Raw genomic sequence first — 13,058 nt, forward strand, 5'->3', positions numbered from 1 at the left:
GATCGGTACGCATTGTGGGAGTTAATTTGTTATGAATCATGATTAAATCATGCCATTTTCTAAATTCAAGAGCTGCCAGCTGAGGCCGCTGGAAACAGTGCGAGTTAGCGTAAACCTGCTTTATGGCTGCGTCCTACACCGGCTTCCAGGCATTTCTGACAACGCTGGAACGCGATGGACACAGATTTAAGCCGACAACCCACGTCTTAAATACTGGTCTTCCACTAACCAAGCACACAACGCTTGCTAGGTGGAATTTCATCGCTGAGCATTGTCAGAAACGCCCTCCAGCCGGGGATGGTATTCGAAAGGCAGACACGTGCGGGCCCAACTTTTTATTGGATTAGTCGTTGGTTTCTTGGTACACAGTCATTTTGTCATTCAACTATCAGACTGGTTTCCAATGATAGCTAAAGTTCCTCACTCTGCTCTAAAGCTTCTGACAAACAGCTTCACTGAACTTGTCAGAATTTTTCTTTAGTCGTTTGATATAGCACAATCCCAAATTATAAACGAAGGTAGTTTTATCGAACAATTTCAAGACTAGTGTCCATTGAATTGGTGAATCATATTCAGTAATTTTCTCAGTACTAAAATGCCATAAAGCATCATCAATATCGACTAAAAGCTTGATCGAAGGATCTATTTTCTAATATTCAGTGGTCAATTGTACCTAGTTAGGTGGCCGTTCATCCGCCATTCGAGCGGCTTCCCGACCGGAGGGGCTGGCTGACAATGCTCAAAGGCGAAGTTCTTCTTGTCCGGGTGGTCTTCCCGGGCTAGAAGAAGACTCGTATTTGAAATTGCGCAGTGAATTTCTGCGTGAGTTCAAATCGATGTCCGCCCTGTTCCAGCGTTGTCAGCCAGCCCCGGAGGTCGGAATAGGAGATCACCGGCTGACGGACAGGAATCCATCAACTGGCATGATTTAATCATCTTTAATGCTACAGAATAACGAGCACAAAGCGTGATCGGTGTAATAGGCATAGCTTAATTCGCGCAGTTAACACCGCATGGTTGCTTTTGTGGGCGAGATTATACCTAATTTTGAAGAAATCTTGAATTTGTGAATATATCCCTTAAATTAGTTGATTGTTGGTGCTCAAGAAAGCGGTTACTATAACAAGTGTAATAATGAAAGGAGGGAGAACCGATGGCACAAAATGCCGTAGTTCCAATCGTCAAGAAGCGTAATTTCTTCCAGCGTTTATGGGATAACCGCGTATTCTTGCTCATGGTTGCTCCAGGTGCGCTATTCTTAATTATCTTCTTCTACATTCCCGTATTGGCTAACGTTGTAGCCTTTCAAAACTTTCAATACTCGGATCAAGGCTTCATCTACAGTGTGATGCATAGTCCGTGGGTTGGGTTTCAGAACTTTGCCTTTTTCTTCAAATCGGCAGACTTTTGGATCGTGTTACGTAACACGGTTGGGTACAACTTGACCTTCTTACTGCTTAACTTTTTCTTTGCCATCTTCTTTGGAGTCGTCATGAGTCAGATGCGAAACCAACGGCTGTTAAAAGTTTATCAGACGTCGATGCTATTTCCATATTTCCTATCGTGGGCAATCTTGGCCTACTTCGTATACGCCTTCTTGAGTACGGATAAAGGTATTTTGAACCATATCATCCAAGCTTTTGGTGGGACGCCAATGGACTTTTATAATACACCGTGGGTCTGGCCGTTTATCATTATCTTCTTAGGGGTTTGGAAAGGAATTGGATACAATAGTATTCTATACTTTGCAACCGCGATGGGGATTGATCCGTCATACTACGATGCTGCGATGATGGATGGGGCCAATAAGTGGCAACAGATCAAAAACGTGACGCTACCACATATCTTACCAGTTGCGACGTTAATGTTAATCCTGAACATCGGGGGGATCTTCCGTAGTGATTTCGGGCTATTTTATCTGATTCCACGTTCATCAGGAACACTGATTAATGTGACCCAGACATTCGATACTTATATTTACCGGGCGTTGACGACCACCAATGATATTGGGATGTCGACTGCTGCAGGGTTAATGCAATCGGTTGTTGGGGCACTGTTAATTATTATATGTAACTGGGTGGTTCGGCGTAAACAACCAGAATCAGCATTATTTTAGGGGGTGCCGTCATTGCGTAAAAAGAAACATATTTCAGCCGTTGAAATTCGCAAGTTCGGACCTGGCGCCAACCTGTTTTTCAACATCTTTCTGGCAATCTTTGCCTTGTCGTGTATCTTGCCATTCTTCTTCATCATTATCTTATCGCTGACGCAAGAATCGGATATTACGACGTACGGCTATCAATTCTGGCCGAAACACTGGACCTTCGCGAGCTATCAATACTTGTCCAAAATGGGCCATCAAGTATTAGTTTCATTAGGTGTTACGATCTTTGTAACGGTTGTTGGGACGATTATGAATAGTTTGTTCAGTTCAACCTATGCCTATGCAATTTCTCGTAAGGACTTTGCTTATGCTAAATTCTTCACGATTTTTGCACTAATCTCTATGTTGTTTGTTCCTGGGATGGTGCCAACTTACTTGATTGTGACGCAGATGTTAGGACTTCAAGATAATATTTGGGCCTTGATCTTGCCAATGAGTTTTGGGGTTTACAACGTTCTGATTATGCGGACATTCTTTAAGACATCTATTCCAGAAGCCATTATCGAATCTGCACGAATTGATGGTGGTAGTGAATTACGGATCTTCAGAAGTATCGTGGTGCCACTCGCAATTCCAGGGATTGCCACAATCAGTCTGTTTACGTCACTAGGGTATTGGAATGACTGGATGAACGCCTTGCTGTACATTAACAAGGATAGCGTCACCCCATTACAATACTTGCTGATCAAGATCTCAAATAATATTCAGTATATGACACAAAATATGCAGGCCAACGGGGCAATTTCAGGTGCTGTCAGCGTTCCAAGTGAAGGGATGCGTTTCGCCATCGTTGTCGTTGCGACATTACCAATCGCTTTAACCTATCCATTCTTCCAGAAGTACTTTGTCAAAGGAATGACGATTGGTGGGGTTAAGGGTTAATTATCAGACTTGGATATTCAATTCAATTAAACTGTTCGGGGTATCATTCAGTAACTAAAAAAGAGACTTTTCCGAGGGGGAAGAACAGCTATGAACAAATTTGTAAAGGGCGCTGCCCTGGTTAGTGCCGTGGCATTTGGAACGGTTGCACTAGCCGGTTGTGGTAAGTCCAGCAGTGACTCATCAAGTAAGGCCACTACCGTCAATATGTATATGCCGGGTGACAAGCCGAAGAACTATGACGCAATGATCAAGCGTGCCAACAAGGAAATTCATAAAACTTACAAGAATATCAATTTAAAGATGAATTTCATTGGCTGGGGCGATTACGAACAGAAATACAACGTTATGGTTACTTCTGGTAGCGGTTACGATTTGGCATTCGCCCAGAGTTATACTTCGAATGCCCTTAAGGGTGCCTATGCCGACATGGATAGCGAACTTAAGAGTGGCGGCGTTGCTAACAAAGCATACAAGCAAGTTGATCCAGCCTACTGGAAAGGGCTGAAAATTAAGGGCAAGACATACGGCTTCCCAGTTAATGCCAACATCTATGCGCAAAACATGTTGACGTTTAATGGTGACTTCTTGAAGAAGTACAACATTAACATTAACGATGTTGATTCTTATGCAAGTATGGAAACAGCGCTGGCGAAGTTCCATAAAGAAAAGCCTGGGGTAGCAGCTTTCGCAATTGGACAAGGTTACCGGGCTTCACCAAAGCACATGGACTTCCCATTAGGAAACGGCTTGCCATTCGCAATTGATTCTAGTGGCGCAAATAAGAAAGTCGTGAATGTTTACGATACTAGCGAGATGCAAGGGATCTTAAAGACCCTCCACAGCTACTATCAAAAGGGCTATATTCCTAAGGATGCAGCAACATCAAGCACGCAATACAACTTGCAAGATAACACTTGGTTCGTTCGTCAAGAAACCCAAGGACCATTCGATTATGGCGATTCAACCTTGATTCGAAACGCCGGTGGCAAGCAGATGAAGTCCAAGGCCGTTACGGATCCTTACAAGTCTTCAGCCCAAGCTCAAGTTGCGGTATGGACAATCTCCAAGACTTCCAAGCATAAGAAGGAAGCTATGCAAGTCTTGAACTTACTGAATACGAACAAGACCTTACTCAACAATATTACTTGGGGTCTTGAAGGGACTCAGTGGAACTTCACAGACAAGGCTAAGGGTAAGATCAAGATTACAAGCAAGTACAAACCAAACACGTTCATTGGTGCTTGGATGATGGGTAATAACAAGAATCTTTATACTCAAGATTCTACAACTGAAGCGATGATTAAGAAGCGTGATCAGTCCATTAAGGACGCGAAGACCTCTGCAGCATTAGGCTTTAACCCAGATACAAGTTCATTGAAGACCGAAATTACGAACTTATCCAACGTGATGAGTAAGTATCTCGATATCTTAAATACGGGGACTGCCGACCCAGTACCAACGATTAAGAAGATGGACAAGGAACTCAAGGCTGCTGGTTATGACAAAGTTCAGAAGGAATTACAGAAGCAATATGATGCCTTCTTAGCTAAGCAATAACACTTAAATCATTTACCACAAAGAGGTCGGGTGCCGGGCACTACGACCTCTTTGACTACATAGCGCGAGAACACAAGAAGGAGGGGCAATGACATGACACAACATTGGTGGCAACGTGCAACGGTCTATCAAATTTATCCGCGAAGTTTTCAAGATAGTAATGGTGATGGCATTGGTGACCTTCCTGGAATTATCAGCCGGTTGGATTATCTCGCAGAACTGGGGGTAGACGCTTTGTGGCTGAGTCCAGTCTATCAGAGTCCCAATGCGGACAATGGCTATGATATTTCCGACTATCAAGCGATTAATCCGGAATATGGCACGATGGCTGATATGACACGATTGATCAGTGAAGCAGCAAAGCGAAATATCAAAATCGTTATGGATTTAGTCGTCAATCATACTAGTGACGAACACCCGTGGTTTGTTAGTGCGCGGCAGGGTTCTGATCGTTCAACACGTGATTACTATGTGTGGGCGGATCCGGTTGACGGCCATGTCCCTAACGATCTGACCTCTGGATTTATTGGTGGCTCTGCATGGCAGTGGGATGCCGAGTCCGAACAATACTTCTTGCACTTGTTCTCCGAAAAACAAATCGACCTTAACTGGCAGAATCCAAAGCTACGGCAGGCCATCTATCAGATGATGAACTTTTGGATTGATCAGGGCATTAGTGGGTTTCGGATGGATGTCATCGATATGATTGCTAAGGAACCGCTGAATAAGGTGTTGGTTAACGGACCGCGGCTTCACGAATATCTGCATGAGATGAATCGTCAAACATGGGCAGATCGTGATTTCTTGACAGTTGGTGAGGCTTGGAGTGCAAGCCCACAAGACGCGTTACGCTACAGTGACGAACGGCATCAAGAATTAAGTATGACCTTTCAATTTGGCCATTTGTGGGCCGACCGACGCATCGGCGGTGACAAATGGGAAGAACGCCCCTTGGATGTCGAACGGTTGAAAAATGCCTTGTATGAGTGTCAGACGACTATGGCCACCCATGGCTGGAATAGCTTGTTTTGGAACAATCATGACTTGCCACGGGCCGTGTCACGATTTGGTACGACGGGACCGCAACGTGAGCTAAGCGCAAAAATGTTAGCGATTACGTTACACGGCCTTAAAGGCACACCGTTCATTTATCAAGGTGAAGAAATTGGCATGACGAATTGTCCGGTAAATTCGATCGATCAAGTGGACGATGTGGAGGCGCGGACAATCTATCGTCAATTGCGGCAACGGGGCGACGATGCTGATACGGCCATGCAGAAAATTAATGTCTTCAATCGAGATAATGCCCGGACACCAATGCAGTGGAATGATGATCCCTATGCGGGGTTTAGTACGACTCAACCTTGGCTTTCAGTTAATCCGAACTATCGCGAAATCAACGTTGCCTCGGCACAAGCGCGTCGCCAATCGCTATGGTGGGTTTACAAACAATTAATTGCGCTACGTCATCAGGAACCAGTTTTGCAGAACGGCAAATTTGAAGCACTGCCGGCGATGCCTGCATCCGTGATGGCTTACACTCGGACCTGGAAACAGACACAATGGTTGGTTTGCGGTAATTATAGCGCGCAAGCTGTCAGTGTTAAGCTGCCTCAGAGCAAGTCAACACTGGTCATCAGCAACTATCCAGATGGTCCAGGACAACTAGGCCAGACGGTTTTACGACCATATGAAGCGTTTATTGTCGCGCTTAATTGAAAGTGGAAACGCTATTATCAATAAATGAATTTTGGTACTATACAAGTAGATTCGAGAAATAGGGGGAACTGTTAATGATTGGACGTGCAGCAGATAAAATATTCACACGAGTATTCATTTTTCTGATAATGACGGTATACTTTTGGATTTATGCCATTGCTGGTTTAATCGTGTTGGGAGTGGGACCGGCATTTCGAACCGTCACTGAAATGCATATGGATAAACAATGGGATTATCGCGCTTATAGTTTCAAAGAAGGTTGGCACCGGTTTAAAAAGAACTTCTGGTCAATTAATTTACACACCTGGCTATTCCTAGGAATTGGGATGATTCTTGCCTATAACTTATATTTGAGTTTATCGATTCACACCTTTTGGATTCTTTTCGTTCAGTTCATCATTGTTGCCGCTTTAGTCTTCGACTTTAGCTTATCGATTTTTACGGTAATGCTACGATCACGATACGATGTCGCGTTTCGAGATAGCCTGAAACTAGCCATTGTTCAGTTTTTTAGCAATTTTGTTCAGTTATTGACGTTTATTATCGCGACAATCGTATTAATCATCGTCTCACTCAAATGGCCAGGAATGATTCTATTCTTGAGCCCTGGAATCTATATGGTGGGCGCAGATCGGTTGTCGCAGCGGTGGTATGACAAGATTGATAAGATGTTAGGAGCAGCTTAGATGTTGCTGAAAAATCATATCATGCAAGCTAGTTTTGCGCATCTGATCAAGGTATATACAGCCATCATTTCGGTGATGGTTGTTTTAGCAACAACCGTCTTTGTGGCTGTGAGCATTCGTACTTATGATGCGGAAGTTGATCAGGCTGAGAATACGGCGGTCGTTCAAATTGGGCAAATGCTGAATCAAAATCAGCAGGTTGCCGCGCAATTTGCCACCCAGATTACGAGTTCAGCGAATAACTTGCCGAGTATCACGAAATATTTTACTTCCTCGATTTCAGATTATAGTAATTATGCCATTGATAAAAGTATTGCGGGGAGTCCATATTTCTTCTGGCCGACTGAATCGCGCCAGTTTTTTACTCAGCATGATCAAGTGACCCAAGTAACGCTGCGGCTATTGAGTCAAAACAAGGTGTTTGTGGCAACTCAGGATAATCCGGGCGGTGCGCTGTATTCGGCGAAAGACGTTCATCAAAAATTTGCGATTAATGCGCCGCTGATTAATCAAACGACGCTTGAGACGGATGGTGTCTTGAGTATTAGCTTTGATCAACATGAGCTCAAGCGTCAATTGGCTCAAATTCGGGCGGTGGATCCTTTTCAGATTGTGGTGCGATCAGATGCGGATGATGAGATCTTCTACTTTGCAGGTAAACGTGTCACCACCCAGCAACAGCATGATTTAAAACGCGCACTAGCCTCTGATAATACGACGATGTTGCAAAATTATCATGTGACGAAGAAACGGTTATCTTCCGGTGATACTGTAACCACGGTTCTCAATCGGCAGTTATTGGGGCGCTTAATTATTGGCCACGTTCTGCCACTGATTTTACTAGGCTTAATTTTGTTGTTCGGACTCAGTGTGGGTCTATGGCTCACATTTCGGCGTTATCAGCATCAGTTCAATACAATTGTTGATACCGTCCAAGCGGTTTCGGATGGAAACTTGGATGCGCGCGTGCCAATGAATGTACGACCGACTGATTTGCATACGTTGGCGGATGGGATTAATGCCATGCTAGAAGAGATTCATCAACATATTTATACCATCTACCAATTGCAGATTGCCCAACAAGAAGCCAATCGTAAGGCGTTGCAAGCGCAAATCAATCCGCATTTTATGTCTAATACGTTGGAATACATCCGAATGGCTGCTTTGGAGGCCAACCAACCAGAACTGGCCAATGTGGTCTATAGCTTTGCCGCGTTATTACGGAATAATACGGACTTATCCTCACGTACAACGTTAAAGCAGGAAGTTAAATTTATTGAGAAGTACGTCTTCTTGTACCAAGTACGTTTTCCTGATCGGTTAGCCTATCAATTTACGGTCGCACCGGATGTTGCTGGTGTGGAAATTCCGAAGTTCAGCTTGCAGCCAATTGTCGAAAACTATTTTGTGCACGGCGTCAACTTTTCACGAGGAGACAATGCCTTGAGTTTGAAAGCCTGGCGGGAGAACGGGCTAGTGCATGTCAGAATTGTTGATAATGGGCGCGGGTTGACTCCAGCAGCCGTAACCGCAGTCAATCAAAAAATACGCCAACCATTGGCAGAAGATCAACAGCAATCGATCGGACTACAAAATGTCTATTTGCGGTTGCGAGATAGCTTTGGCGACAGCTTTAAGATGTCAATTAGTAGTGCCGGTGAGCAGGGTGTGACGGTCGATATTCAATTTGATGATCAATGATCATGGGGAGGATTAAATGATGCGAAAGGTAATGTTGGTTGACGATGAATACATGCTATTACGCGGCCTGAAGCTGCTAGTTGATTGGAAATCATTAGGGTTAGAGATTATCAATACCGAGCAGAACCCAAAATTATCATTGAAGTATTTACACGACAATCCAGTCGATATTTTAATTTCTGATATGAATATGCCGGAACTGTCGGGTCCTGACTTTGTCGCAGCTGCGAAAGCGATTCGACCCGAAATGGAACTGATCGTTATTTCCGGCTATTCTGATTTTGACTACGTGCGCGCAGGACTGCAACAAAATGCGGTTAATTATTTGCGAAAGCCAATCGATACGGACGAATTATTAGAAACGCTACATGGTGCACTAGATCGATTACAAGCCCAACAGCAGCAACACCAGATTGCATCGCTAGCTGTTCAAACGCAAACGCGGACGTTAGTGACAACTGATCAGGAGATGGAACGGCAACAGCTGATTGATGCGTTAGGTATTCAATTTGATCCGACGACGGTTGTCAGACTGATTGGTGTCTTGAACCCGTTACCACCAAAGGATCTAGTTAGTTATTTACAAATTTTAGATGCGGTCAAAGGCTTCTACGTTGAAGGACAGGATTTTATCATTATCTTCCAAGGAACCACGGACCAGCTGAATATTTTTATTAATGAAGCGCCACATCAAATTGGTGCGGAGCGGCGACCATTTCTAATTGGGGCTCCAATCCAAGATGAGACTCAGTTGCATAATCGTTATTTACAATTACGTCGTGAAATTGCCCGTCAATACTTCTTTGAAACCGCAGCTGGGTTACGGATGATGCTACCCGATACCCAACAAGATACGCCGCTGACACTGCCTAGTTATTCAGAGGTTAAGAAAGCTTTGGATGGCGTTGATTTGGCCACGTTTTCCGCATGGCTTTCCCAACAGTTTGAAGCCATGAAACGTGCTAATGCTTCAGACTTGTTAGCCCGCCAGTTTGCACTAGTCGTCTTGCTAGTGCTTAGTGATCGGCTCACGGCTTTTGATAATAAATCAGCCGTGATTACGATGATCAATCATGCCACGGATGTCAGTGAAATAAAGGCCCAATTACAACGAGTCGCTAAGTTGGCGGCACAACAAGGAAACCAACAGTTTTCAAGGAATGTTGTGGCCATGCGCCACATTATCCAAACTAGGTATTCTGAACAGCTGTCGCTAGCAATGGTGGCCAGTGAATTACATTTAAATGCCGTATATCTGGGCCAATTGTTCAAGCAAGAAGTCGGCCGTAGCTTTGCCCAGTTTCTTAACGATTATCGTGTTGACGTGGCAGTTGATCTGTTGCGCGATTCAGATCAGGATATTGGTCAAATTGCCGAGACGGTCGGCTATCAAAATTCTAGTTATTTTTACAAGTTGTTCAAGAAGCAAACGGGCATGTCACCTGGCGATTATCGGAAGGCTGGGGTGTTGAGTAGTTGTTAATGCAAAAACAATCATTTGACACCGTTTAATCGTTCATAGTTGCACCACCGATGACAAAAAATCTAATAGAAATAGTGAAGGTAATCATCATGAAGACAAGATTAGGTAGTATCGAAGCAGGCGGGACCAAATTTATTTTAGCAGTTGCGGATGAAACGTATGAAATTGTCGCTAAGAAGCGAATTCCGACCCTGACGCCGGATGAAACTTTAGCCGCTTGTATTGACTTTTTTAAAGCAAATCCTGTTGACGCCATCGGGTTAGGGTCGTTCGGACCAATTGGTATTAAGTCAGGCACCGTTGACTACGGACATATTCTAGCAACGCCTAAGCCAGGTTGGGCTGGGACCAACATTGTCGGTATTTTGACAGCAGCGTTACAGGTACCGATCTATTTCACAACCGATGTGAATGCATCCGTTTATGGTGAATATATTGCCGGTGAAGCGAAGGATGTGGATGCGGCAGTTTACTTCACGATTGGGACCGGAATTGGCGGTGGGGCCATCCAGAATGGGCGGTTTATCGGTGGTTGCTCACACCTTGAAATGGGCCATGCGCCGGTGATGATGCACCCAGATGATGACTTTGTAGGCGGTTGTCCGTTCCATGGCAACCATTGTTTTGAAGGTGTTGCGGCCGGACCAACCATTGAAGCGAGAACTGGAGAACGTGGTGAGAATTTACAGCGCGATAATCCAGTATTTGACTATATTGATTACTACGCGGCTCAAATGGCCTTCAATGCGTATGTTAATCTGACGCCAGAAAAAATTATTTTTGGTGGATCTGTCATTAATGACGCCGACATGGTGAAGGTTCGCCAGTACTTCGATCAATTGAATAATGGTTATGTGCAAGTTCCATCAGATCTAATCGTGCATAGTCACTTCCCTGATAACGCTTCGGCAACGGTGGGTGATTTTGCGCTGGCGCTATCATTGCTTGAATAAGCAGCGATCAAATCAAATCAAGTTTTAGTTTAGCCCAAAGTTGATATATCAACTTTGGGCTTTAATTGGCTATTCTGGAATCGGATCCGCCAAAACGGTCGAAAAAACGCAAGATTAATGGGCTATAACAGCAGATTTGGTCGCAGATACAGGCGCAGGAAAAAGCTAATGTGCAAGTGTCGTCTAACTTTGGGCAAGTTGCCGGAAATAGACGTCTTTTTCAGATACTATGTCCATTCATAATGAATGCGCTTTCCGTTAAGCTAATAAGTGAAAGAAAGGTTGGGATTTATCATGGTTGAAATTAATCTTGAACACATTTATAAACGTTATCCAAATGCCGAAATAAACTCAGTTAATGATTTTGATTTGCACATTAAAGACAAGGAATTCATTGTGTTTGTTGGCCCTTCTGGGTGTGGTAAATCAACCACGTTACGGATGATCGCCGGACTTGAAGATATCACCCAAGGGGTCTTAGAAATCGGCGGCAAAGTGATGAATGATGTTTCGCCAAAGGACCGGGATATTGCGATGGTATTCCAAAACTATGCGTTATATCCACATATGACGGTTGCCGGTAATATGGCGTTCGGGTTGAAACTCCGAAAATATGACAAATCCGATATTGCCGATCGGGTTGACCGGGCAGCTAAGATTCTCGGGTTAACTGAATTCTTGGATCGCAAACCAGCTGACTTGTCTGGTGGACAACGGCAACGGGTTGCATTGGGTCGAGCAATTGTGCGGGATGCACCAATCTTCCTGATGGACGAACCGCTCTCCAACTTGGATGCTAAGTTGCGGGTGTCGATGCGTGCCGAAATTGCTAAGTTGCATCAACGGCTGAATACGACGACGATCTATGTGACCCATGACCAAACTGAAGCGATGACCATGGCGGATCGTGTGGTCGTTATGTCTGTTGGTGAAATCCAGCAGATTGGGACGCCATCAGAGATTTATGATCGGCCACGTAATATGTTTGTCGCGGGTTTCATCGGTTCGCCAGCAATGAATTTCTTCAAGGTTCATTACCAAGATAAAGTCATTGATGACCACAAAGGCGTGCGGCTAACGATTCCTGAAGGGATGGCTAAGGTGTTGGATAAACGCGGCTATAATGGCAAAGATATTGTCTTTGGTATTCGTCCTGAAGATATTCATACCGAAGAAATCTTCATTGATACGTGGCCGGACTCAACGGTGGAAGCAACGATTAACGTCTCAGAATTATTGGGTGCGACGAGTCAGCTTTACAGTCAGGTTGGAGATACTGAATTCGTTGCTAATGTGGATTCACGAGATTTCCATCAACCGGGCTCCAAGGTTAAGATGGGCTTCGACATTAACAAAGCACACTTCTTTGACAATGATACGCACAACTCAATCATGTTGGACGAAGAAGAAGAGGCGACACAACAGGCTTAGCCAGTACGCCACTGCCATGGCCGTATCATTAGAACCCCACTCCGATGACTGGATACTCGTGGCAGTCAGCATCACTAAAAAAGTAGTATCGTTTGCGAACTTACAGACGATACTACTTTTTTGGTGGGCCATTATCATCACTCAGGACTGGTTAATCAAGCTTATTGTCCTGAGTTTGATTACGATTAAGTTTATTGAAACGACGTTGAAGTTCTGCTTGGTTAGCTGTGTTATAGAAGGGGTCCTTGACCTCAAATGGCATGCCGCCTTCAGCGATACTTTTCTTAATGAAGATGTTGATCGCAGTTGAGGGACTGAGTCCTAGATGATCAAAGAGTTCGCTGGCTAGCTGCTTATCAGTTGGGTTGACTTCAACAGAGACGGTTGCTTGTTGTTCTTGAGCATATTGCATCTTCCTCACTTCATCGTTAAGGTACCACGAAAGATCGTCATTGTATATTATTTGGTTATTCAGTATG

10 protein-coding genes are annotated in these 13,058 nt (G+C 44.3%); 9 read left to right on the forward strand and 1 reads right to left on the reverse strand.

Going from position 1 to position 13,058, the window contains the following annotated elements; translation table 11 throughout:
* The first annotated feature begins 1,153 nt into the window (after positions 1 to 1,153).
* The 9 genes from MZO40_RS02620 to MZO40_RS02660 all read left to right on the forward strand — a co-directional run bounded on the left by MZO40_RS02620 (position 1,154) and on the right by MZO40_RS02660 (position 12,579).
* On the forward strand, positions 1,154 to 2,116 hold the full coding sequence (locus tag MZO40_RS02620) for a sugar ABC transporter permease (protein WP_050338090.1): 963 nt from the start codon (positions 1,154 to 1,156) through the stop codon (positions 2,114 to 2,116).
* Positions 2,117 to 2,128: 12 nt separating this feature from the next.
* The gene (locus MZO40_RS02625) at positions 2,129 to 3,046 is read left to right on the forward strand and encodes a carbohydrate ABC transporter permease (RefSeq protein ID WP_021337442.1); all 918 of its coding nucleotides are present in this window, start codon (positions 2,129 to 2,131) and stop codon (positions 3,044 to 3,046) included.
* A gap of 90 nt (positions 3,047 to 3,136) precedes the next feature.
* On the forward strand, positions 3,137 to 4,606 hold the full coding sequence (locus MZO40_RS02630) for an ABC transporter substrate-binding protein (RefSeq protein ID WP_050338091.1): 1,470 nt from the start codon (positions 3,137 to 3,139) through the stop codon (positions 4,604 to 4,606).
* Positions 4,607 to 4,699: 93 nt separating this feature from the next.
* The gene (locus MZO40_RS02635) at positions 4,700 to 6,325 is read left to right on the forward strand and encodes an alpha-glucosidase (RefSeq protein WP_050338092.1); all 1,626 of its coding nucleotides are present in this window, start codon (positions 4,700 to 4,702) and stop codon (positions 6,323 to 6,325) included.
* 74 nt (positions 6,326 to 6,399) lie between these two features.
* Positions 6,400 to 7,011 carry a YesL family protein gene (locus MZO40_RS02640; RefSeq protein ID WP_050338093.1) on the forward strand — a complete coding sequence of 204 codons (612 nt, stop codon included), beginning with the start codon at positions 6,400 to 6,402 and terminating at the stop codon, positions 7,009 to 7,011.
* Positions 7,012 to 8,712: a histidine kinase gene (locus MZO40_RS02645; protein WP_050338094.1), complete on the forward strand. Its 1,701-nt coding sequence runs from the start codon at positions 7,012 to 7,014 to the stop codon at positions 8,710 to 8,712.
* Positions 8,713 to 8,728: 16 nt separating this feature from the next.
* Positions 8,729 to 10,195, forward strand: coding sequence for a helix-turn-helix domain-containing protein (locus MZO40_RS02650; protein WP_252133079.1), 1,467 nt, complete (start codon positions 8,729 to 8,731; stop codon positions 10,193 to 10,195).
* A gap of 89 nt (positions 10,196 to 10,284) precedes the next feature.
* Entirely contained in the window at positions 10,285 to 11,148 is an 864-nt protein-coding gene (locus MZO40_RS02655; RefSeq protein ID WP_252133080.1) for an ROK family protein, read from the forward strand.
* Positions 11,149 to 11,442: 294 nt separating this feature from the next.
* The gene (locus MZO40_RS02660; RefSeq protein ID WP_050338097.1) at positions 11,443 to 12,579 is read left to right on the forward strand and encodes an ABC transporter ATP-binding protein; all 1,137 of its coding nucleotides are present in this window, start codon (positions 11,443 to 11,445) and stop codon (positions 12,577 to 12,579) included.
* A 151-nt stretch (positions 12,580 to 12,730) separates the two neighbouring features.
* Here MZO40_RS02660 and MZO40_RS02665 read toward each other — a convergent pair whose 3' ends face one another.
* Positions 12,731 to 12,991 (reverse strand): type II toxin-antitoxin system RelB/DinJ family antitoxin, encoded by a 261-nt coding sequence (locus MZO40_RS02665; protein ID WP_105920114.1) that lies wholly within the window; start codon positions 12,989 to 12,991, stop codon positions 12,731 to 12,733.
* Positions 12,992 to 13,058 lie beyond the last annotated feature (67 nt).

Source organism: Lactiplantibacillus sp. B652 (assembly GCF_023806745.1).
GTDB lineage: Bacteria > Bacillota > Bacilli > Lactobacillales > Lactobacillaceae > Lactiplantibacillus > Lactiplantibacillus pentosus.